The following is a 22322-nucleotide window of genomic DNA, read 5'->3' on the forward strand; positions in this document are numbered from 1 at the left end:
GCATCCCCGGACCCATCAGCTCGCCGAGAGCGGCGGCGAGGAGCCCGACGCCGCCGTAGAGGTCGAGGTTCGCGGCCTTCGGATCGATGCGCTCCGGATCCACGGCTTCCTGAACGGCGCGGGTCAGCGTCTCCGGCGCGGCCCGGTGGACCTGCCAGAAGCCGGAGTCGTCCAGCTGGAACTCCCGCTCGCCCACCCGCTCGCGGATCACCGAGGGGGCCTGCGTACCGATGATGAGGCGGGGGCTCCCGACGCTCGGGGAGACGACCTCCACCGTTCCGCTCGCGTGCTCCGGCATCCGCTCGCCGAGGGGCGCGACCTCGCGCAACTCGGGCACGCCCAGGGGCAGGCTCTCGACCTCGATGACACGGTGGGAGCGCGCCGCGAAGGGGCCGATCGAACCGTCGGAGGCGACGTGGAGCCGCTCGCGCGTGCGCCATCCGCCACCATCGGCCGGTCCGTCGAGCGCTTCGACGACCACGTCGCGCTCGATCCGGGCCATGCGCTGCAGGGAGTCGGAGAGCACGTGGGCCTTGAGGGCTCGCTGATGCTCCGGCACGATGTGCCCGAAGTCGGCTCCGCCGGGTCGGTCCTCCGGGGCGCGCGAGACATCCGCCTCCGCCCAGATGTGCGCGCGGCGGTACGGGCTCGGCTCGAGGACCTCGACGGTGTCGGCCCACCAGAAGCGGTCCTTGCGGTCGTCGCTGATCCGCGCCCGCACACGCTCGCCGGGGATGGCCTCGGCGACGAACACGACCCGTCCGTCGAGCCGGGCGACGCCGTAGCCTCCGTGGGCGATGTTGGTAGCCTCGACCTCGACCTCGCGGCCCCGCATGTCACCCATCCTCCCGAGCATAGGCGGGACGACCCGGCCGCGGGCTCGGGAAGGAATGCGCGTGCGCCTGTACCTCGCCTCCACCTCGCCTGCTCGCCTCGCGACGCTCCGGGCCGTCGGGATCGATCCGGCGCCCGTGCCGTCGCACGTGGACGAGGACGCCGTCGCAGCGGCGGCGGGTCCGCTCGCGCCGGACGACTACGTGACGCTCCTCGCCCGCGCGAAGGCCGAGGCGGTGGCCACGCGCCTGGTGGAGGCGGGCGATATCGACGGACTCGTGCTGGGCGGCGACTCGGCGTTCGTGATCGACGGCCGCATCCACGGCAAGCCGCACCTTCCGGAGACGGCGCGAGAGCGCTGGCGGGCGCAGCGCGGGCGATCCGGAGTGCTGCACTCGGGCCACTGGCTCATCGATGCGCGGGGCGGTCAGATCGGGCGCGCCATCGGAGGCGCGACCTCCGCCGTCGTCCACTTCGCCGCCGACATCACCGACGACGAGATCGACGCCTACATCGCCACCGGGGAACCCCTGGAGGTGGCGGGCGCGTTCACGATCGACAGCCGCGGAGCAGGCTTCATCGATCGCATCGAAGGCGACCCGCACACGGTCGTCGGTCTCGGGGTGCCGTATCTGCGCACGCTTGTGCGACAGCTCGGCGTCGAGTGGACCTCACTGTGGAACGTCGAGCACTGAGCACCGGGGCTTTGTGACCTCGATGCAAGGATCGAGCGCGTGTTTGTGGATGCCGCATAACGGTGTCCCGCATGCGTCGCCCTAGGCTGGGGTGTTATGGCTCGCATCACGAAGGTCCTGATCGCCAATCGGGGGGAGATCGCGGTGCGTGTCATCCGCGCCGCCCGCGACTCCGGGATCGCCTCCGTCGCCGTCTACGCCGACCAGGATCGCGGTGCACGCCACGTCGTGCTCGCCGACGAGGCCTACGCCCTCGACGGCACGACGAGCCAGGAGACCTATCTGGTCGTCGAGAAGATCCTCTCGGTGGCTCGCCGCTCGGGCGCCGATGCGGTGCACCCGGGATACGGCTTCCTCGCCGAGAACGCCGACTTCGCCCGTGCCGTCATCGAGGCGGGCCTGATCTGGATCGGCCCCTCCCCCGACGCGATCGAGCGACTGGGCGACAAGGTGTCGGCGCGCCACGTGGCCGAGAAGGTGGGCGCGCCGCTCGCTCCGGGCACTCTGAACCCGGTTTCCGGGGCGGACGAGGTCCTCGCCTTCGCCGACGAGTACGGCCTGCCGGTCGCGATCAAGGCGGCCTTCGGTGGCGGCGGGCGCGGCCTCAAAGTGGCGCGCACGCGCGAAGAGGTCCCCGAGCTGTTCGACTCGGCGACCCGCGAGGCGGTCGCTGCTTTCGGGCGCGGCGAGTGCTTCGTCGAGAAGTACCTCGACAAGCCGCGTCACGTGGAGACCCAGTGCATCGCCGACGCCGAGGGCAATGTGGTCGTCGTCTCGACTCGCGACTGCTCCCTGCAACGACGCCACCAGAAGCTCGTCGAGGAGGCGCCGGCGCCCTTCATCACCGACGAGCAGCGCGAGCTTCTCTACACCTCGTCCAAGGCGATCCTGCGTGAAGTGGGCTACGTCGGCGCCGGTACCTGCGAGTTCCTCATCGGTCTCGACGGAACGGTGTCGTTCCTCGAGGTGAACACGCGACTGCAGGTCGAGCATCCCGTGTCCGAGGAGGTCACCGGCATCGACTTGGTGCGCGAGCAGTTCCGGATCGCCGAGGGTGGCACCATCGACTACCCCGACCCGGAGACCCACGGGCACTCGTTCGAGTTCCGCATCAACGGCGAGGACCCGGGACGCGGCTTCCTCCCGACGCCGGGTCCGATTCAGGCGATCCGGTTCCCCGGTGGCCCCGGAGTGCGGATCGACTCGGGCGTCACGACCGGCGATGTCGTCTCGGGGGCATTCGACTCCCTCCTCGCGAAGCTCATCGTCACCGGCGCGACCCGCGAGGACGCCCTCGAGCGCGCACGGCGTGCGCTCGACGAGTTCGAAGTGGCGGGGCTGCCCACGGTCATCCCGTTCCACCGTCAAGTCGTGCGCGACCCCGCGTTCACCGCGGAGGGCGGCTCGTTCGGCGTCTACACGCGCTGGATCGAGACGGAGTTCGCCGGAGAGCTCGAGCCGTGGGGCGGCGTGCTCGCCGAGCCGAGCCCCGCCGAGAAGCGTCATTCGGTCGTCGTCGAGGTCGAGGGCAAGCGGGTCGCGGTGTCGATGCCCACCACGCTCCTGCCCTCCGCATCGGTGTCGGCTCCCCCTCCTCCGCGCCGTCGCGGCGGTGGCCGCTCGGTCGCGTCCGCCACGGGTGATGCCGTCAAGGCGCCGATGCAGGCGACCGTCGTGAAGGTCGCCGTCGCCGAGGGCGACAAGGTCGTCAAGGGTGATCTCGTCGTGGTACTCGAGGCGATGAAGATGGAGCAGCCGCTCACCGCGCACAAGGACGGCATCGTGGGTTCGATCGACGCATCCGTCGGATCGACCGTCTCGGCCGGACACCTCCTCCTCACACTCACCGACTGAAAAGTTTCGGTGCGCCTGTCCGCGCGCCGCCGCCCAGCCCCCGCGATTCGGCGTACCCTCACCGAAATGTCAACGCTGTCGACCGGAGGTGACAATGCTGCCCCCGATCCGTCGGCACATCCTGGTTCGAGCGGACCGCGAACGCGCGTACCGCGTCTTCACGGCGGGCCCGGGCACGTGGTGGCCACGGGAGAACCACTCGATTTTCGGGCGAGACGGCGTCGTAGAGTTCGAGGGCGATGAGATCGTCGAGCGCTCGCCGACGGGCTCACGCGACGTCTGGGGGCGCCTGCTGTTCGCGGCCCCGCCGCAGACTGTGAGCTTCACCTGGCACCCGGGGCAGGACGCCGAGCACAGCATCTTCGAGGTGAACTTCACCGAGGTCGCCGACAACCTCACCCTCGTCTGTCTGATCCATGTCGGGTGGGAGAGCTACGAAGACCCGGATTCGGCGGGCGTGGACTACCTCATCGGATGGCCCGGCGTGCTCGACCGCTACGCCGCTCACGCGAACGATCCGGACGCCCAGCTCGCCACCGAGGATCTCTGGCTCGTGCTGTCGTACGCTCACGGACCCAACGCGGACGGAGCGGGGGTGACGTCCCATCCGCTGCTCGCCCAGCACGCGGAGCTCGTCCGCGAGTTCGCCGACGAGGGTGTGCTCGTGGCCGCGGGGGCGCTCATCGACGAGCCCGACGCGGGGCAGATGGTCATCCGGGTGCCGCTTGAGCACGCCGCGGCCTACCTCGCGCGCGTGGAGGCCGACCCGTCGGTCGCGGAACGCCTGTTCTTGTTGAGCGTGCGGCCGTGGAAGGTGTGGATCAGCTGACGATGTGCATGGCGCGCGCCGCATCCGTGACCGCGCCGGAGAGCGACGGGTACACCGAGAAGGCGCGCGCGAGCTGATCGACCGTGAGTCGGTGCTCCACCGCGAGCGCGATCGGGAGCACGAGATCCGATGCCTTCGGGGCCACGACGACGCCGCCGATCACCGTGCCCGAGCCCGTGCGGGCGAACAGCTTCACGAAGCCGTCCTTGATGCCCTCCATCTTGGCGCGCGGGTTCGACGCGAGCGGCAGCTTGTAGATCTCACCCTGGGCGATGCCGTCCTCGATCTGCTTCTGCGACCATCCGACCGTGGCGACCTCGGGGTGCGTGAAGATGTTCGAGGTCACGTTGCGCAGCTCGGTCGGCACGACCGCGTCGCCCATCGCGTGGTAGACGCCGGTGCGCCCCTGCATCGCCGCGACGGATGCGAGAGGCAGGAAGTCGCTGCAGTCTCCCGCCGCGTAGATCATCGGCATCGAGGTGCGCGCCACCCGGTTGACCCGGATGTGCCCCGACTCGGTGAGCTGCACGCCCGCCTCCTCGAGCCCGAGGCCGGCAGTGTTGGGGATCGATCCGACCGCCAGCAGGCAATGACTGCCCTCGACCGTCCGGCCGTCCGCGAGGGTCACCACGACGCGATCGCCCGACCGCTCGACCGACTGCATCCGCGACTTCGACAGCACGGTCATACCGCCGCGCACGAACACGTTCTCGATGACGCGCGCGGCGTCGGCGTCCTCGCCCGGGAGCACCTGGTCGCGGCTCGAGATGAGCGTCACCTCGGCACCGAGGGCGCGGTAGGCGGAGGCGAACTCGGCACCGGTGACGCCGGATCCGACGACGATGAGGTGCTCCGGCACCTCGTCGAGACCGTAGAGCTGCGTCCAAGTGAGGATGCGCTCGCCGTCCGGCTTGGCGGACGGCAGCACTCGGGGGCTCGCTCCCACCGCGACGACGAGAGTCTCGGCAGCGATCTCGTCGAAGTCGACGCGCTTCTTACCCGACCCCGTCGAGACGATGAGACGGTTGGGGCCGTCGAGCCGGCCATCGCCCGCCACGATCCGCACCCCCGCCTTGATGAGCTGCGACTTCATGTCTTCCGACTGCTGCCGTGCGAGCAGCAGCAGTCGCTGGTTGACGGCCGCGAGGTTGACGGTCACCTCGGGTCGGACCGCGCGGCCCTGATCGTTGCGTGCGAAGAACTGCACGCCCAGGTCGGCCGCCTGGCCCACGTCGGTGGCAGCGCCGGCGGTCGCGATGAGTGACTTGGAGGGGACCACATCGGTGAGGACCGCGGAGCCGCCGACGCCGGCGCGCTCCACGAGCGTCACCTCCGCACCGAGCTGGGCGCCGGTCAGGGCCGCCTCGTATCCGCCGGGTCCGCCACCGAGGACGGCGATGCGTTGGGTCCGCTCGAACTCGTAGGGCATGGCTCAATTGTCGCGCATAGAGTGAGGGCATGCAGACGCCTCACCCCCTCGACGCAGAGGGCGCCGATCCGTTCGCGATCGCGGCCATCGCCGCAGAGCAGCTCGCCGATGCGACAGGGGTCGACCGCCACGACATCGCGCTGACTCTCGGCTCAGGTTGGGCGAAGGCTGCCGACCTCATCGGAGAGACGGTCGCGACGGTGCCTGCGGCCGAGATCCACGGCTTCTCGGCGCCCGCGCTCACCGGTCACGTCGGCACGCTCCGCAGCATCCGCCTCCCGGACGGCCGCCACGCGCTCGTCATCGGCGCCCGCACACACTTCTACGAGGGACACGGCGTCCGCCGCGTGGTGCACTCGGTGCGTACCGCCGCCGCCGCAGGAGCGCGCACCATGGTGCTCACCAACGGCGCGGGCGGCATCAAGGAGCACTGGACGCCCGGTACGCCCGTACTCATCAGCGACCACATCAACCTCACCGCCGCTTCGCCCCTCGAGGGCGCCACGTTCATCGACCTGACCGACTTGTACTCCTCCCGTCTGCGGGACGTCGCGCGCTCCGTGAGCCCGGAGCTCGACGAGGGCGTCTACGTGCAGTTCCGCGGCCCCCACTACGAGACCCCGGCCGAGGTGCAGATGGCGAAGGCCATCGGCGGGCACATCGTGGGGATGTCGACCGCGCTCGAGGCGATCGCGGCGCGGCAGGCCGGCATGGAGGTGCTCGGCTTCTCGCTGATCACGAACCTCGCGGCCGGCATCTCGCCCGAACCGCTGAGCCACGCCGAGGTGCTCGAGGCGGGGCGGGAGGCGGAGCCCGTCATCAGCGACCTCCTCGCACGCGTCGTGGCGGCTCTGCCGTGACGCCCGCCGATCCCATCGCCGCGGCCCGCGCGTGGGCCGCGCAGGATCCGGACGAGGTCACCCGCGCGCAGCTGGAGGCGATGCTCGCCCGTGTGGACGCCGGCGACCCGGACGCTCGGGCGGAGCTCGCCTCGCGGTTCTCCGGACGCCTGCAGTTCGGAACCGCGGGACTCCGTGGCGAGCTCGGAGCCGGCCCTCTGCGGATGAACCGCGTGCTCGTCGGTCAGGCTGCTGCAGGGCTCGCCTCGTACCTGCTGGGCCGCGAGGAGACACCCTCGGTCGTGATCGGCTACGACGGGCGTCGCAACTCGGAGGTCTTCGCACGGGACACGGCCGAGCTCATGGCAGGCGCCGGCGTGCGCGCGATCCTGCTCCCGCGGATGCTTCCCACACCCGTGCTCGCATTCGCCGTGCGCGAGCTCGACACGAGCGCCGGGGTCATGGTGACCGCGAGCCACAACCCCGCCGCCGACAACGGCTACAAGGTCTATCTGGGCGGACTCGATCACGGGTCCCAGATCGTCCCGCCCGCCGACGCGGAGATCCAGACCGAGATCGCGCGGGTCGCCGAGGGTTCGGTCGCCGAGTTGCCCCGCTCCGAGGGCTACGAGGTGGCGGACGACGCGGTCATCGACGCCTACGTGCGGCGCACGGCCGAGATAGCCGCGCCCCGGCATCCGCTGAAGTTCGTCTATTCGGCGATGCATGGCGTCGGGTGGGAGACCGCCCGCCGCGTGTTCGAGGCGGCCGGATTCGGCGAGCCGATCGCCGTCGCCGCCCAGCGTGATCCCGACCCCGACTTCCCCACGGTCGACTTCCCCAACCCGGAGGAGCCGGGCGCGATGGACCTCGCCTTCCAGACCGCGGCGGAGACGGGGGCCGATCTCGTGATCGCCAACGACCCCGACGCCGACCGCGTCGCCGTGGGCGTTCCCGACGGCGCGGGCGGATGGCGGCGTCTCTCCGGCAACGAGATCGGCTGGCTGCTCGGCTGGCGAGCCGCCCGCCGCCTGCAGGAGAGCGGTGCCGAGCACGGCACACTCGCGTGCTCGCTCGTCAGCTCACCCGCGCTCGGCGTCGTCGCCACGGCGTTCCGACTCGACTTCGTCGAGACCCTCACGGGCTTCAAGTGGATCTCACGCGTGGGTGATCTGGCCTACGGATACGAGGAGGCCCTCGGCTACCTCGTCGACCCCGTCAAGGTGCGCGACAAGGACGGCATCTCGGCGGCGGTCGAGGTGCTCTCGATGTTCTCCGAGCTCGCCGCGGAGGGCCGCTCGTTCGCCGACCACGAGGCTGCCTTCGCCGAGCGTTTCGGGGCGTTCGCCTCCGGGCAGATCTCGATCCGGGTGAGCGACCTGGCGCGCATCCCCGAGATCATGTCGCGCCTGCGGGCGGAGCACCCGCGCGAGATCGGCGGGATCCGCGTGGAGCGCATCGACGACTTCTCGGACGGCTTCGGTCCGTTTCCCCCGAGCGACATCCTGCGAATCCACCTCGCGGACGGCAGTCGCGTGATCGTGCGGCCCTCGGGCACCGAGCCGAAGCTGAAGTGCTACCTCGATGCGCACAGCAGCGAGGGGACGGCCGCCGAGCGTCAGGCTGCGGCGGATGCCGCGCTCGCGACGCTCGACACCGGGATGCGCGAGCTTCTGGGCTGACGCCTCAGTCGAATGCCTGGAGCGCGGCGCGCACGGTCGAGGTGAGGGCTTCCCGCCGACGTGCGATCCGGGCGGCATCCCGCCGTGTGCTGCCGGTGTAGAGACGGTCGAGCTGCGGCAGCGCCTGGAATCCATCGGCGAGCGTCGTGATGGTGAGCAGTAGCTCCGCCGCCTGCTCTTGGGTGAGGGCGGGCACCGCGTGTCGGATGGCGGCGATCTTCGAGGCGGTGCGTTCCGCGCGCGCCTCGTGGTCGATCGCGACGCCGAGTTCGAGCCCCTCCCACATCATGAGGCGGGCGAGCTCCGGGTGCTCGCACTGGTAGTCGAGCACCCTCCCGGCGTAGTCGACGATCGCCTCCGGTCCCTCGCCCGTGATCGGTACCGCGTCCATGACACGGGCGAGCTGGTCGCGCAGAACCGCGCCGAAGAGCTTCTCCTTGTTGCCGAAGTAGGAGTAGATGCGTTCCTTGTTGACTCCGGCGGCCTCCGCGATCCGGTCGACCCGGCCACCCGCGAGGCCCCGTTCCGAGAACTCTGCGGCGGCGGCGTCAAGCAGCCGTGCTTTGGTGCCCTCGGTGTCCCACGCCATGCGGGAAGTCTATCTCCAACTGTTCAGTTGCATTTGGAAACGCGGTGCGTTATGGTCATTTCCAACCAGACAGTTGGAGACATGATGACCATCCCCACGAACACTCCCGACCCCCAGACCGCCGGCGTCCCCGCCGCTCCGACCCCGCTCGCAGCGACGCCGCCCGCCCTGCCGTCCGTCCATGTGCGCGCCGTGATCACCTGGATCGCGATCTTCCCGCTCGTCGCCGCCGGGATGATGATCACCGGACCCGTGACGCTCGACTGGCACCCCGTGCTGCGCGCCCTGGTGCTCACCGTCGTCGTGGTGCCCCTCGCGGTGTACCTCGTCGTGCCCCGACTGATGGGGCTCTACGTCCGGATGCGGGCGCGCCGCGCGCGCTGACGTGCCACGGCGTCAGCCGAGCGCGTCCTCGAGCTTGCGCTGCAGCTCGGCCGTGTCGAAGTAGTTCTCCACCACGATCACGTCGGCGAAGGTCCGCCCGATGCGCTCGACGAACTCCGGACCGGTGAGCACCACCTGCGCGTCCTCGAGCTCGGACTCGAGCATGCTCGCGTCGATCGCCACGACGGTCGCAGTGATCCCGAGGCGCTGGAGCACGCGCTCCGCGTTGACCTTCAGGATCCCGCTCGTGCCGATGCCTGCGCCGCACAGGGTCAGGATCTTCATGCGGAGGCTCCGAGGATGCCGCGCACCTCGTCGGCGCTCGTCGCCGCCGCGAGGCGCTCCACGGCATCCGAGTCGTTGAAGATGTTGGCGATCTCGGCCACGAGCTGCAGGTGACGGGCGCTCGACCCGCCGGCGAGCGCGAGCACGACCCGCACGGGATCGTTGTAGGGATGACCGAAGTCGACCGGATCGCGCAGGCTCACGATCGCGATGCCGTCGCGGTGCACCGCGGGGCCCGGCCGCGCGTGGGCGAGGGCGAGACCCGGCGCGATCACGACGTAGGGGCCGTGCTCCTCGATCATGCGGACCATGTCGACCGCATATCCGGCGTCGGTCGCACCGGATGCGGTGAGGGCCCGGCCGGCGGCCGCGACGGCCTCTCGCCAGTCGCGTGCGTCCTCCGAAAGCAGAACGGCCTCATCCGGGAGAGGAGGAAGGGCGGTGTTCTCCATCACGCTGCGCCGAAACCCTCCTCGATCAGCGCGACCAGCTCGGCGCGCTCCTCGAGCGGGAGGAACGACGCCTCGGCGGCGTTCAGCTGGAACGCGAGCACGTCGTCGAGGTCGTAGCCGAAGGTGTCGACCAGAAGGCCGAGCTCGCGCGTGAGGCTCGTGGCGCTCATGAGGCGGTTGTCGGTGTTGACGGTGACGCGGAAGCCCAGCTGGTAGAGCAGGTCGAACGGGTGAGCGGTGAGCCCCTCGCCCCACTGCGCGGACGCGCCCGTCTGCAGGTTCGAGCTCGGGCTCGTCTCGAGCGCGATGCCGCGATCCTTCACCCACTGCGCGATCCGCCCGAGGCTCACGTAGCTCGCCTCGTCGTCCTGGGACTCGATCGTGATGTCCTCGGCGATCCGCACCCCGTGACCGAGCCGCAACGCGTGGCCGTCCACGAGCGCGCCGCGGATCGACTCGAGGCCGTCCGCCTCTCCGGCGTGAATGGTCGCGGGGAAGAACTCGCGGGCGAGCAGGTCGAACGCCTCGGCGAACCTCGCGGGCGGGAAGCCCTCCTCCGGGCCGGCGATGTCGAATCCGACGGCACCGCGATCCCGGTGACGGAGCGCGAGCTCGGCGATCTCGACGCCGCGGTCGAGGTGACGCATGGCGCTCACGAGCTGGCCCACACGGATGGGCGATCCGGCGTCGGCCGCGATCCGGACGCCCTCATCGAGGCCGGCCTGCACCGCCTCCACGGCCTCGTCGAGCGAGAGACCGCGGCTGAGGTGCTGCTCAGGTGCCCAGCGGATCTCGCCCCACACCACGCCGTCCGCCGCGAGGTCCTCCACGAACTCGCGGGCGACACGGGTGAGCCCCTCGCGGGTCTGCATGACCGAGAGGGTGACGTCGAAGGTCTTCAGGTACTCGACGAGCGATCCCGCCTGGCACTGATCCCAGAACCAGGCGCCGAGTGCGTCGGCATCCGAGGCGGGGAGCTCGATGCCGAGCGGCGCCGCGAGATCGATGATCGTCTGCGGACGCAGGCCCCCGTCGAGGTGGTCGTGCAGCGAGACCTTCGGCAGCGTCCGCAGGTCGATTCCCTCGACGTGGTGGACGGCGGATGCGGCATCGCTCATGACTCCCAGCGTAGTCGGGGACGTCCCGGCGAAACCCCGCTGAAGCTGAGTGGCCCGCCCGCTCTCGGCCGCGCCTGCGCCCCTCCTCCCCCGACCCCTCATCCCCGTGAGAGTACGCACTTCTGCGTACTCCCAACCCTCGGGGTACGCAGAAGTGCGTACCTTCGCGGGGATGAGCGAGAGCACCAGCTACTTCCGGGTCTCGGAGGGTCGCGGGCGGGGCCTGACCGCATCCCAACTCCGGCGCCTCGACGCGCCCTTCTGGGGCGTCCGCAGCAGCTGGCGTGACACCGGATTCGAACACCTCGTCCGGGCCTTTGCGCCGCGGATGCCGGATCGCGCATTCTTCTACGGCACGACCGCCGCGCGGCTGCACGAGCTTCCGCTGCCGGAGCGGATGCTTGACGACGCGATCCACGTCGCAGTGCCCGCCGGCTCCCGGCGCGTCGACGCACAGGGCGTGCGGGCACACCACGTGCGCATCTCGCCGCTCGACATCACCTCACGTGGGTGGTGCTCGCTCGCCTCGGTGGCGCGCACCTGGTGCGACCTCGGCGCGATGGGGGCCACCGAGGGAGACCTTGTGGTGTCGGGCGATCGCGCCCTGTGGGTGCGTGACCCGCTCACGACGACCGAGCTGCTGGCCGAGACGCTCTCCCGATACGAGGGCCGACGGGGTGCCCGACGACTGCATGAGGCGCTGCCGCTCCTCGATAGTCGGGCCGACTCTCCGGCGGAGAGCCGCATCCGGCTCGCGATCCACCACGCGCGGTTGCCGCGCCCGGCGGTCAACACGGCGGTGCGCGTGGGCTCGGAGGTGATCCATCCCGATCTCGTGTGGGCGCAGTCGCGGGTGATGCTCGAATACGAGGGGGATCATCACCGCACGGATCGGCGACAGTGGCGTTACGACATCCGCCGGTATGCGAATGCGCGCGCCGCGGGCTGGGTCGTCATCCAGGCGACGGGCGACGATCTTCGCGACCCGTCACGACTGCTCGCCGCACTTCGGCGCGCCCTCACCCCGTGAGAGTACGCACTTCTGCGGGCTTCGAGGCGTGAGAGTACGCAGAAGTGCGTACTCTCACGGGGACGAGAGCTGCGCCTGCGCGGATTCCGCAGCGGGGAGAGCGGCGGGCTCAGGCGATGCGGGCGGCGACCAGGGGGCGGGGCGGCAGCTCGGTACCGGCGGGGGCGATCCGCACCGCGCCGTCGAGTGCCTCGAGCGCCCGCTCGAAGCGCGCCGCGTCGTCCGCCCGAAGCGTGAAGAGCGGACTCCCCGCCGAGACCTCGTCGCCCGGCTTCGCGTGCAGGTCGATGCCCGCCGCGTGGACCACCGGGTCCTCCTTGCGCGCACGTCCCGCGCCGAGACGCCACGCGGCGATCCCGAATGCGAGAGCATCCTGCTCGGCGAGCACGCCGTCCGCTTCGGCCAGCACGGTGTGCGATTCGCGCGCCACAGGCAGCGCGGCGTCCGGGTCGCCCCCCTGCGCCTGGATCATCGCGCGCCACGCATCCATCGCCCGACCATCCGCGAGCGCGGCAGCCGGGTCGGCGTCCGGGAGTCCGGCGAGATCGAGCATCTCGCGAGCGAGCGCGACAGTCAGCTCGACCACATCGGCGGGGCCCCCACCAGCGAGCACCTCCACCGACTCGCGCACTTCGTTCGCATTGCCGATCGCGAGGCCGAGGGGCACATTCATGTCGGTGAGCAGCGCCCGCGTGGCGACCCCCGCGTCATGACCGAGGCGCACCATCGTCTCGGCGAGCTCGCGGGCGCGCTCGGCATCGCGCATGAAGGCGCCGGACCCGAACTTCACGTCGAGCACGAGAGAGGCGGTGCCCTCCGCGATCTTCTTCGACATGATCGAGGACGCGATGAGCGGGATCGACTCGACCGTCCCCGTCGCGTCGCGGAGCGCATAGAGCTTGCGGTCGGCGGGTGCGAGATCCGCACTCGCCGCGCACACGACCGCGCCGACCTCCGCGAGCTGGCGATGGAACTCCCCGGAGCTGAGCTGGGCACGCCAACCCGGAATCGACTCGAGCTTGTCGAGAGTGCCCCCGGTGTGCCCGAGTCCGCGGCCCGAGAGCTGCGGAACCGCCACGCCGAAGGATGCGACGAGCGGCGCGAGCGGGAGCGTGATCTTGTCGCCCACACCCCCCGTGGAGTGCTTGTCGCTCGTCGTCTTCCCGAGGCCAGCGAAGTCCAGCCGCTCCCCGCTCGCGACCATCGCGAGAGTCAGGTCACGGATCTCCGCGGCGTCCATGCCGTTCAGCAGGATCGCCATCGCGAGCGCCGACATCTGCTCGTCGGCGACGTAGCCGCGCGTGTACGCCTCCACGAGCCAGGCGATCTGGTCGCTGTCGAGGCGGCCGCGATCGCGCTTCGCGCGGATGAGATCGACGGCGTCGAACCGCTCCACCTCAGGCACCGTACTCCTGCAGCTGGCGGGGACCGAAGGCGTCCGGGAGAACCTCGTCGATGGTCTTGATACCCGAGACGGTGGCGAGCAGCATCCCGTCCGCCGAGTGCTCGAACAGCAGCTGCCGGCAGCGACCGCACGGCATGAGGGCCGCACCCTTCCCGTCGACGCAGGCGAATGCGACGAGCTTGCCCCCGCCGGACATCATGAGCCCCGACACCAGCGAGCACTCGGCACACAGGCCGACGCCGTAGGAGGCGTTCTCGACGTTGCATCCGGAGATCACCCGGCCGTCGTCCACGAGCGCCGCCGCCCCCACGGGGAAGTTCGAATACGGGGCGTACGCGCGCCCCATCGCCTCGACGGCGGCCTCGTGCAGCGCCTCCCAGTCGATGGGGGCCACGGTGTCGCTCATGCTCACTCCTTGAGGTACGGCTTGCCCGCCGCCTTCGGACCGACCACGCGGCCCGCGACGAGGGCGACGGCGAGGATCGTGACGACGTACGGCGTCATCGCGATGAGATCCGGCGGCAGCGCGGAGCCCGCCTGCCCCGCCCAGATGCGGAAGTTGCTGGCGAACCCGAAGAGCAGCGCCGCGAGCGCCGCATAGAACGGATTCCATCGCCCGAGGATCACCGCCGCGAGCGCGATGAACCCCTGCCCGGCGCTCATCTCGCGCACGAAGGCGCCGACCGATCCGATCGTGAGCGACGCGCCGCCGAGACCGGCCACGAGACCGGCGATCGTGACCGCCCAGAAGCGCCACCGGTTCACCTTGATGCCGACCGTGTCGGCGGCGAGCGGATGCTCACCCAACGCCCGCACGCGCAGACCCCACTTGGTCTTGAACAGCACGAACCAGGTGAGCGGCACGAGCACGAACATCAGGTACGTCGTGAGCCGCTGGTCGAACAGCACGGGACCGAGCACCGGGATGTCCGCGAGCAGCGGAATACGGATGCGGTCGAGCGTGCCCGGGTTGTTGAGCGCACCCGAGTTCGGCGCGAGGGCCGCGGAGTAGAAGAAGTTCGTGATGGCTGTGACGAGCCCGATGAGCACGACACCGACGATCACCTGATCGACGAGGTACCGGATCGAGAAGACCGCCAGCACCATCGAGATCAGCGCACCCGTCACCATCGCCGCGAGAAGCGCGAGGATGTAGCTGCCGGTCGTCGAGGCGACGATCGCGGAGGTGAAGGCGCCGCCGAGCAGCTGCCCCTCGATCGCGATGTTGACGATGCCCGCCCGCTCGCCGATCACGCCCGCGAGCGCGCCGAACACGATCGCCGTGGAAAGGCCGATCGCCCCGGTGAGGAGGAATACGACGGGCACGCTGCCGCCCGCGCCCACCCAGGCCACGAGCGACACGAGGAACGCGATGCCCACGATCAGCATCACCCAGACGCCGACCTTGCGGCGGTTCCAGGCAGACCACAGCGCGAAACCGGATGCGAGCAGCGCGAGGGCGCCGAAGATCAACCCGATCACCCGCGGCGACGCCGGAGACGGGTCGAGCGACACCGCATCCGCGGCCCGCGACCAGGCGAAGCGCACCTCCTCGTCGGTGCCGAAGAGGCCGAACACCACGAAGGTGACGACCGCGAGGACGGCGAGGATGATCGGCAGGCGCCAGCTGCGCGGCGGGAGTGCGGATGCGTGGGCGACGGCCACGGGCTCGGCGGCGACGGACATCACTCGCCTCCCTTCTGCTCGAGGGCGGGCTTTCGGCCCGTTCCGACGACCGTGACCTCGCGGGGTGTCGGCAGGAAGCGGAAGATCGCGCGCACGAGCGGTGGCGCGGCGATGAAGAGCACGATGAGGCCCTGGATCACGCCGAGGATCTCGGGCGGCACGTCGGCGAGCTGCATGGTCGGCCCGGCGGCCTTGAGGGCGCCGAACAGGAGCCCCGCGAAGAGCACGCCGAGCGCGCGGGACCCCCCGAGCAGCGCGACCGTGATCGCGTCGAATCCGATGCCCGCATCGATCTGCGGGGCGAAGTTGCCGTCGCGTCCCAGCGACTGGTTGATGCCCGCCAGGCCGACGAAGAGGCCCGAGAGCACCATCGCGACGATCGTCATCCGTGAGACGTTCACGCCCGCGGCGCGAGCGGCGTCGGGGTTGAGGCCCACCATCCGCAGACGGAAGCCGAGCGGGGATCGCTCCATGAGCCACCAGAACACGCCCACGGCGATGACGCACAACACGAACGACCAGCGCAGCTCGTATCCGTCTCCGAGGAGCCGCGGGAACACCGCCGTCGGATCCGGGGGCCGGGTGGTGGGGTTGCTTCCCGAGTCCATGTCGTGCAGCACGGGCGTGCGCATGAGGTACGTCGCGAGCGAGACCGCGATGTAGTTCAACATGATCGTCACGATCACCTCGTGCGCACCGGTCTTCGCCTTCAAGAAGCCGGCGATCCCTGCCCAGAGGCCCGCGCCCACGAATCCGAAGATCATCGCGACGATCAGGTGGATGCCATACGGCAGGTGCAACTGGAACGCGGCCCAGGCCGACCAGATGGCGCCCATGAGCAGCTGACCCTGGCCACCGATGTTGAACAGGCCCGAGCGGAAGGTGAGGGCGATGCCGAGGCCCGCCGCGATAAGCGGACCGGCGAAGCGGAGCGACTCCGTGAGCGGCTTGATCCCGGACGCGAACGAATCCGCCCGGGTGTTGTAGATCGCGCCCCGGAACAGTGCGGCGTACGCGTCGCCGAGAGCGCTGCCCGCCGCCTGGAAGAAGTCGCCCGGACGCGAGAAGAAGTAGCCGAGGGTGGATTGCACGCCCTCGTTCGTGAACACGATGAACACGGATGCGATGGCGAGCGAGAGCACGACCGCGAGCACGGTGCGAATGGCGCTCCCCGCTGCGATGTCGTGTAGGACCTCGCGCCACCCGGGCCGATCGGGAGCGGGCGACGTCTCGGGAACAGTCGTCGTCATGTCAGTGCACTCCTGCCATCAGGCGGCCGAGCTGCTCGCGGGGAGTGTCGGCGGGGACGATGTCGATGATCGCGCCGCGGTACATGACCGCGATCCGATCGGCGAGAGCGATCACCTCGTCGAGCTCGGTCGAGACCACGAGCACGGGCACACCGGAGTCACGCACCTCGACGATCCGCTCGTGGATGAACTCGATCGATCCGACGTCCACTCCGCGGGTGGGCTGGGACGCGACGAGCAGCTTGAGCTCGCGACCGAGCTCGCGCGCGAGCACCACCTTCTGCTGGTTTCCGCCCGAGAGCCGGCCCACGAGGGTCGTGCGCCCGGGCGTGCGGATGTCGAACTCGGCGATCGCGTCGTCGGCGAACCGGTCGCGGTGGGCGAGGTCGATCACGCCACCCTTGGCGAACGGGCGAGTGTCGCTGCGGTCGAGCATGAGGTTCTCTGCGACCGAGAACTCGGCGACGAGACCGTCGACCTTGCGGTCCTCGGGAACGAATCCGACACCGGATCCGAGCACGTCGCGCACGCTCGCGTCGATCAGCTCGCGGCCGTAGAGGCGCACAGATCCCAGAGCGTGCTCGCGCAGACCGACGATGGCCTCGGTGAGCTCGGTCTGACCGTTGCCCTGTACACCCGCGATCGCGAGCACTTCGCCTTCGCGGATGCTGAACGAGACGTCGTCGAGCAGGCGCGTGCCGCCGGGGCCGAATAGGGTGAGCCCTTCGACGACGAAGGCCTCCTCGCCGAGCTTCGGCGGGTTCTTCGCGACGGTCAGCTCGACATCGCGGCCGACCATGAGCGAGGCGAGCTCGTCGGTGGATGCGGTGGGCAGCGCCTGCCCGACCACCTTCCCGAGCCGGATGACGGTGATGGTGTCGGCGACGGCCTTCACCTCGCGCAGCTTGTGGGTAATGAACACGATCGAGGTGCCCGCATCGGCGAGGGCCCGCATGGTCGACATCAGTTCGTCGGTCTCTTGCGGGGTGAGCACGGCGGTGGGCTCGTCGAGCACGAGCACCTGCGCCTCCCGCGAGAGCGCCTTCACGATCTCGACGCGTTGCTGCACGCCGACGGGGAGGTCCTCGACAAGCGCATCCGGATCGAGGTCGAATCCGAAGCGGTCGGAGATCTCGCGAACGCGACGGCGTGCCTCGCCGAGATCGATCACGCCCGCCTTCGATGGCTCGTGGCCGAGCATGACGTTCTCGGCGACGGTGAACACCGGGATGAGCATGAAGTGCTGATGCACCATGCCGATGCCCGCCGACATCGCCTGCCCGGGTCCGGTGAAGTGGCGAGGGGCGTCATCCAGGAGGATCTCACCGGCGTCGGGCTGATAGAGCCCGAAGAGGACATTCATGAGGGTCGACTTGCCGGCGCCGTTCTCACCGAGGAGGGCGTGGATCTGTCCCGGTTCGACCACCAGGTCGATGCCGTCATTGGCGACCAGAGATCCGAAGCGCTTCGTGATCCCGCGGAGCTCGAGTTTCATGGTGAATTCCATCCTGCCGGAAGGGCGACGGAAACGGCAGCGCCGGGGTGGCTCGAAGCCACCCCGGCGCGCCGTTGGAACGGCGTAGGACTTAGGCGCTGGGCGTCGTCAGCGGGTCGATGGACCCGTCGATGATGCCCGCCTTGATCTCGTCGAGCGCCGCCTTGATGTCATCCGACACCTTCGAGTCGAAGTCGCCGAAGTCGGACAGCGCGGTGCCATCGTTCTCGAGCGTCCCGACGTAGGCGTCGGTCGTGAACTCGCCACCCGAGGAGAGGTCCTCGATGACGTCGAACACAGCCTGCGTCATGCGCTTCTCGACCGAGGTGAGCACCAGGTCGGCGAGCTCGGGCTGGGTCACCGCGATGTCCTTGTCGACACCGAGGAACACGGCCGAGGTGCCGCCCTCGCGGATGGCCTCGGCGGTCGCCGTGAAGAGGCTGCCCGCGACCGGGAAGATCACGTCGGCCCCAGCGGCGAGCTGGCCCTGCGAGATCGACTTGGCGAGACCGGTGTTGGCGAAGTCGCCCACGAAGTCACCGGTGGCGGCGGCCGGGTCCCAGCCGAGCACCTCGACGGGCGTGCCCGTCTGCACCTCGTAGTACTTGGCACCGTTGTAGTACCCAGTCATGAAGTCGGTGACGGCGTCGATCTGCATGCCGCCGTAGGTTCCGATGACCTTGCTCTCCGAGTACGCCGCAGCGAGGTAGCCGGCGAGGAAGCTCGACTGGTTCATCGAGTAGGCGATCGGCTTGAGGTTCGTCTGACCCTGGTTCCAGCCGTCGATCCACACGAACTTCGAGTCCGCGTTGGCGTCCGCGAAGTTGAAGATGACGTCGTTGATCGAGAAGTTGAAGCCGACGGCGAAGGTCACGTCGCAGCCCGCGTCGACCATGGCGGTCAAGTTGGGCTCGAAGTCCTCTTCGCTGTTGGACTCGGCGTCGGCGATCTCGACGCCCAGCTCGTCCTTGGCCTTCGTCAGGCCCTCGTAGGCGGCCTGGTTGAAGGACTTGTCGTTCCAGCTGCCCTCGTCCGAAACGGCGCAGGCAAGGTAGTCGACGCTCTCAGGCGCGTCGGTGTCGTCCTCCGGAGCGGCAGCGCAGGCGGAGAGCAGCAGGCCGGCGACGCCGACGAGCGCGGCTCCGCCCAGGACCCGCTTGCGGGTGATGGTGTTCACAGATGTCCTCCCATGACAAGTGACCCGGGGTGCCGGGTGTGATCACGTTACGTCCTGTGACGGCCACTCCGGAAACACTGCCGACGTTTGCGCCCGAACAGTTACGAACTCGCGACGGACGCGAAACGTTCACGAAATGATCAGGCCCGCTCCAGGCCCGCGATCTCGCGACTCGGGGTGATTGAGCAGGCGAGCATGCCCGAAATGTAGGCGAAGAACGCATCGGAATCGATCCGCTCGATCACCCGCGCATTCGGCGTCAGGCCGTGCACACCCCACGACATCGCGGAGTAGCCGCGCGTCAGCTCGGATCCGGTCTCGATGTCCACCGCGTAGTCGCCCGCCGCCAACACGAGCTCGGGATGCAGCAGCACGGCCGCGGTCAGCGAGTCGGGGTGCGTCGACCCCGGGATGCCCACCGACTCGTCGAACGCGAGGGTGGCTGAAACGATCCGGGTGAAGAATCGCGCGAGCGGGGTATCGACCTCGGCGATCTGCGCGAGCCGCTCGCGGCCGAAGACGGCGTCACGAAGCGTCAGCGGATCCCACGGCACGACCGTGATCGTGAAACCTGCCGAGAAGACCGCCTTCGCGGCCTCCGGGTCGACGTAGAAGTTGTACTCGGCGGCCGCGGTGATGTTGCCGCGGCCGTTGTTGGATCCGCCCATGATCCAGAGGGAGCCGACGTTGCGGACGAAGTCCGGATCCTTCACGAGCGCGGTGGCGATGTTGGTCAACGGGCCGATGCACACGATCTGGAGCTCACCGGGCGCATCCGCTGCCAGGCGGATGAGGGCATCGACAGCGTGCTCCTCCGATACCCCTGGTTCGTCGCCCGCGAGGGCGAGGCCACCCGAGCCATCACCGTGCACGTTCTCGGCCGACACCCATTCGCGCACGAGCGGTCGGCGGCAGCCGAGGTGGATCGGCACCTCCCCGAGCCGTCCGGCGGCGGCGAGAGTCAGGTGAGCGTTGCGCACCTGCTGGTCGAATCCGACGTTCCCGGCGACCATCGTGATCGCGCGCAGATCGGCTGCAGGGTCGAGGAGGCCCGCGAGCAATGCGACGCAGTCGTCCTGTGCCGTATCGGTGTCGATGACGAGGGGTACTGCGGTCACAGCACGTCGTCCCTGCCGGAGAGCTTCAGCGCGTCGACGACGCTCTTGACCCGCTGGGCGTTGGCGGTGGTCGTCACGAGCAGGGCGTCGGGGGTGTCGACCACGACGATGTCGTGGACGCCGATGAGCGAGATGATCCGCTCGCTCTGGCTCACGACGATGCCGCTCGATGCATCGGCGAGCACGCGCGCATGCTCGCCGATGATGGAGAGGTCGCTCGGGCGCCCGCCCGACTTCAGCTTCGCGACTGACGCGAAGTCGCCCACGTCGTCCCATCCGAAGCGCCCCGGGACGACCGCGAGGCGACCTGCCGCGGCGGCGGGTTCCGCGACCGCGTAGTCGATCGCGATCTTCCGCAGCACGGGCCAGAGCCGGTCGACCGCGGGCCCGCGGCTCGCGGGGTCATCCCACGCGGCGGCGAGTTCCTCGAGCTGAGCGCGCAGCTCCGGGTCGAACTCGCCGATCGCCTCGAGCAGTCGGTCGGCGCGCGCGATGAACATGCCGCCGTTCCAGAGGTAGCCGCCATCCGCCAGATACGCCTGCGCGGTCGGCAGGTCAGGCTTTTCGACGAAGCTCTGCACGGTCAGCGCCGACGGCGCCCCCTGGATGTCGAGCTTCGCGCCGCAGCGGATATAGCCGAAGCCGATGGCCGGCTCGTCCGGTTGGATGCCGATGGTGGCGATGTAGCCCGCGTCGGCGGCCTCGATCGCCTCCACGACCGCGGCCCGGAACGCGCTCTCGTCCGAGATGACGTGATCGGCCGCGAAGGATCCGACGATCACATCCGGTTCCCGACGGTGCAGGATCGCCGCGGCCAGACCGATCGCGACGGTGGAGTCGCGCGGCGCCGCCTCGAGCACGATGTCGCGGTCGTGGAGCTCGGGAATCTGAGCTTCGACAGCGGCGCGATGAGCGCGCCCGGTGACCACCATGATCCGTTCAGGACCGGCGAGAGGCACGAGGCGCTCCCAGGTGCCCCGCAGCAGCGTGCGACCGGACCCGGTCAGGTCGTGGAGGAACTTCGGGGCGTCTGCCCGAGACAGCGGCCAGAGCCGCGATCCGACTCCGCCCGCGGGGATGATGCCGTAGAACCGGTCCGTCGCAGAAGACATGCCGACAGCCTAGGGATGCCGGGCGAACCGACCTACCGGACGGGTCGCGGTTGTGGACGGATGGGTGGCCCGGGCGTCAGGTGAGGACAGCCTGACCTGCGTGCCCTTCCACCCGGGCATACACTGGAAGTCGTTCCGACGACGAGCGAAAATCTCAAGGAGTAACGCCGTGACGAGCCAGGCCACTGCACCTGAGTCATCGGCGGCATCCCTTCCCGCCCCCACGAAGCGGAAGCTGCCCGCGGGCACGCTCTACCGCGGACGCGAGGGAATGTGGTCGTGGGTGCTGCACCGCATCACCGGCACCGCGATCTTCTTCTTCCTGCTCGTGCACATCCTCGACACGTCGCTCATCCGGATCAGCCCGGAAGCGTATGACGCGGTCATCGGCACCTACAAGACGCCCATCATGGGCATCGGCGAGACGGCGCTCGTCGCAGCGATCGGCCTCCACGCCCTCAACGGCCTCCGGATCATCTGCATCGACCTCTTCTCCTGGGGCCCCCGTGCGCAGCGCGTCATGTTCTGGGTGGCCATCGGATTGTGGGTCGTGCTGTTGATCGGATTCGTCCCCCGCCATCTCATGACCGTGTTCGGAGGCCACTGATGACCGCCACCGGGATCGAGGCCCCGCGCACACCGCATGTGAGCCACCGCCGCAAGCGCATCAACCTCGAGAAGTGGGGCTGGATCTACATGCGCCTCTCGGGCGTCCTGCTCGTGGTGCTGATCTTCGGCCACCTCTTCTACAACCTGATCTTCCCGGGCAACGTCAGCGCTCTCGACTGGGCGTTCGTGGCCGGCAAGCTCGCCAACCCGGTGTGGATCGTCTGGGACGTCCTCCTGCTGTGGCTGGCACTGATCCATGGTGCGAACGGCATGCGCACGCTCGTGAACGACTATGCGCACGGCCGATTCCGTACCGTCCTTCTCTGGTCGCTCGGCATCTCGACCGTCGTGCTCCTCGTGCTCGGCACGCTCGTGCTCACGACGTTCGACCCGTGCCTCGCGCCGACCGAGAACGCTGACCTGATCGCCGCGTGCACGGCGCAGGAGTGA

Annotated in this window: 23 protein-coding genes; 9 read left to right on the forward strand and 14 right to left on the reverse strand. The window is 69.6% G+C overall.

Annotation, left to right across the window (positions count from 1 at the left end; translation table 11 throughout):
• Positions 1–844, reverse strand: an 844-nt coding sequence (locus FVQ89_RS00005; RefSeq protein WP_370454435.1) for a class I SAM-dependent RNA methyltransferase, incomplete at its 3' end; no start/stop codon positions are given.
• 46 nt (positions 845–890) lie between these two features.
• On the opposite strand from FVQ89_RS00005, the gene FVQ89_RS00010 reads away from it, so the two are divergent.
• From FVQ89_RS00010 to FVQ89_RS00020, 3 genes are all read left to right on the forward strand, one after another.
• Complete coding sequence (locus tag FVQ89_RS00010) at positions 891–1529, forward strand: nucleoside triphosphate pyrophosphatase (RefSeq protein WP_147899903.1); 639 nt, start codon at positions 891–893, stop codon at positions 1527–1529.
• A gap of 96 nt (positions 1530–1625) precedes the next feature.
• Positions 1626–3383 (forward strand): biotin carboxylase N-terminal domain-containing protein, encoded by a 1758-nt coding sequence (locus FVQ89_RS00015; protein ID WP_147899904.1) that lies wholly within the window; start codon positions 1626–1628, stop codon positions 3381–3383.
• Positions 3384–3477: 94 nt separating this feature from the next.
• The gene (locus FVQ89_RS00020) at positions 3478–4212 is read left to right on the forward strand and encodes a hypothetical protein (RefSeq protein WP_147899905.1); all 735 of its coding nucleotides are present in this window, start codon (positions 3478–3480) and stop codon (positions 4210–4212) included.
• On the opposite strand, the gene FVQ89_RS00025 is transcribed toward FVQ89_RS00020, so the two are convergent.
• Entirely contained in the window at positions 4205–5641 is a 1437-nt protein-coding gene (locus FVQ89_RS00025; protein WP_147899906.1) for an NAD(P)H-quinone dehydrogenase, read from the reverse strand. The genes FVQ89_RS00020 and FVQ89_RS00025 overlap by 8 nt on opposite strands.
• Positions 5642–5670: 29 nt before the next feature.
• On the opposite strand from FVQ89_RS00025, the gene FVQ89_RS00030 reads away from it, so the two are divergent.
• Positions 5671–6501, forward strand: coding sequence for a purine-nucleoside phosphorylase (locus tag FVQ89_RS00030; RefSeq protein WP_147899907.1), 831 nt, complete (start codon positions 5671–5673; stop codon positions 6499–6501).
• Complete coding sequence (locus FVQ89_RS00035) at positions 6498–8162, forward strand: phospho-sugar mutase (RefSeq protein WP_255513306.1); 1665 nt, start codon at positions 6498–6500, stop codon at positions 8160–8162. The genes FVQ89_RS00030 and FVQ89_RS00035 overlap by 4 nt, the downstream gene beginning before the upstream one ends.
• 4 nt (positions 8163–8166) lie before the next feature.
• Here the strand turns inward: FVQ89_RS00035 and FVQ89_RS00040 are convergent, their stop codons facing one another.
• On the reverse strand, positions 8167–8751 hold the full coding sequence (locus FVQ89_RS00040; protein ID WP_147899908.1) for a TetR/AcrR family transcriptional regulator: 585 nt from the start codon (positions 8749–8751) through the stop codon (positions 8167–8169).
• An 81-nt stretch (positions 8752–8832) separates the two neighbouring features.
• Between FVQ89_RS00040 and FVQ89_RS00045 the strand changes: the two genes are divergently transcribed.
• Positions 8833–9135, forward strand: coding sequence for a hypothetical protein (locus tag FVQ89_RS00045; protein ID WP_222706075.1), 303 nt, complete (start codon positions 8833–8835; stop codon positions 9133–9135).
• A 12-nt stretch (positions 9136–9147) separates the two neighbouring features.
• Here the strand turns inward: FVQ89_RS00045 and FVQ89_RS00050 are convergent, their stop codons facing one another.
• From FVQ89_RS00050 to FVQ89_RS00060, 3 genes are read right to left on the reverse strand one after another with little or no spacing between them, the layout of a single operon-like run.
• Positions 9148–9420, reverse strand: a complete 273-nt coding sequence (locus FVQ89_RS00050; protein ID WP_147899909.1) for a PTS sugar transporter subunit IIB — start codon at positions 9418–9420, stop codon at positions 9148–9150.
• Positions 9417–9872 (reverse strand): PTS sugar transporter subunit IIA, encoded by a 456-nt coding sequence (locus FVQ89_RS00055; protein WP_147899910.1) that lies wholly within the window; start codon positions 9870–9872, stop codon positions 9417–9419. The genes FVQ89_RS00050 and FVQ89_RS00055 overlap by 4 nt, the downstream gene beginning before the upstream one ends.
• A complete protein-coding gene (locus tag FVQ89_RS00060; RefSeq protein ID WP_147899911.1) occupies positions 9872–10990 on the reverse strand; it encodes an adenosine deaminase in 1119 nt (372 codons plus the stop codon). The genes FVQ89_RS00055 and FVQ89_RS00060 overlap by 1 nt, the downstream gene beginning before the upstream one ends.
• A 172-nt stretch (positions 10991–11162) precedes the next feature.
• Here FVQ89_RS00060 and FVQ89_RS00065 point away from each other — a divergent pair, with 172 nt between their 5' ends.
• Complete coding sequence (locus FVQ89_RS00065; RefSeq protein WP_147899912.1) at positions 11163–12020, forward strand: hypothetical protein; 858 nt, start codon at positions 11163–11165, stop codon at positions 12018–12020.
• Between the two features lie 109 nt (positions 12021–12129).
• Here the strand turns inward: FVQ89_RS00065 and FVQ89_RS00070 are convergent, their stop codons facing one another.
• The 8 genes from FVQ89_RS00070 to FVQ89_RS00105 form a co-directional block, all read right to left on the reverse strand.
• Positions 12130–13425 (reverse strand): thymidine phosphorylase, encoded by a 1296-nt coding sequence (locus FVQ89_RS00070; protein ID WP_147899913.1) that lies wholly within the window; start codon positions 13423–13425, stop codon positions 12130–12132.
• A complete protein-coding gene (locus FVQ89_RS00075) occupies positions 13418–13831 on the reverse strand; it encodes a cytidine deaminase (protein WP_147899914.1) in 414 nt (137 codons plus the stop codon). The genes FVQ89_RS00070 and FVQ89_RS00075 overlap by 8 nt, the downstream gene beginning before the upstream one ends.
• 2 nt (positions 13832–13833) lie before the next feature.
• Positions 13834–15111 carry an ABC transporter permease gene (locus FVQ89_RS00080; RefSeq protein ID WP_147899915.1) on the reverse strand — a complete coding sequence of 426 codons (1278 nt, stop codon included), beginning with the start codon at positions 15109–15111 and terminating at the stop codon, positions 13834–13836.
• Entirely contained in the window at positions 15111–16361 is a 1251-nt protein-coding gene (locus FVQ89_RS00085) for an ABC transporter permease (RefSeq protein WP_147899916.1), read from the reverse strand. Before FVQ89_RS00085 ends, FVQ89_RS00080 begins: the two co-directional genes overlap by 1 nt.
• A gap of 1 nt (position 16362) precedes the next feature.
• Positions 16363–17856 carry an ABC transporter ATP-binding protein gene (locus tag FVQ89_RS00090; protein WP_147899917.1) on the reverse strand — a complete coding sequence of 498 codons (1494 nt, stop codon included), beginning with the start codon at positions 17854–17856 and terminating at the stop codon, positions 16363–16365.
• Positions 17857–17947: 91 nt separating this feature from the next.
• A complete protein-coding gene (locus FVQ89_RS00095; protein WP_147899918.1) occupies positions 17948–19033 on the reverse strand; it encodes a BMP family protein in 1086 nt (361 codons plus the stop codon).
• 140 nt (positions 19034–19173) lie between these two features.
• Entirely contained in the window at positions 19174–20151 is a 978-nt protein-coding gene (locus FVQ89_RS00100) for a nucleoside hydrolase (protein WP_147899919.1), read from the reverse strand.
• Positions 20148–21263: a mannose-1-phosphate guanylyltransferase gene (locus tag FVQ89_RS00105; protein WP_147899920.1), complete on the reverse strand. Its 1116-nt coding sequence runs from the start codon at positions 21261–21263 to the stop codon at positions 20148–20150. Before FVQ89_RS00105 ends, FVQ89_RS00100 begins: the two co-directional genes overlap by 4 nt.
• A 169-nt stretch (positions 21264–21432) precedes the next feature.
• Between FVQ89_RS00105 and sdhC the strand changes: the two genes are divergently transcribed.
• Positions 21433–21870 carry a succinate dehydrogenase, cytochrome b556 subunit gene (gene sdhC / locus FVQ89_RS00110; RefSeq protein WP_187264830.1) on the forward strand — a complete coding sequence of 146 codons (438 nt, stop codon included), beginning with the start codon at positions 21433–21435 and terminating at the stop codon, positions 21868–21870.
• The gene (locus tag FVQ89_RS00115) at positions 21870–22322 is read left to right on the forward strand and encodes a succinate dehydrogenase (RefSeq protein ID WP_147899921.1); all 453 of its coding nucleotides are present in this window, start codon (positions 21870–21872) and stop codon (positions 22320–22322) included. Before sdhC ends, FVQ89_RS00115 begins: the two co-directional genes overlap by 1 nt.

The sequence above is a fragment of the Homoserinibacter sp. GY 40078 genome, from assembly GCF_008017545.1.
Taxonomy (GTDB): domain Bacteria; phylum Actinomycetota; class Actinomycetes; order Actinomycetales; family Microbacteriaceae; genus Homoserinibacter.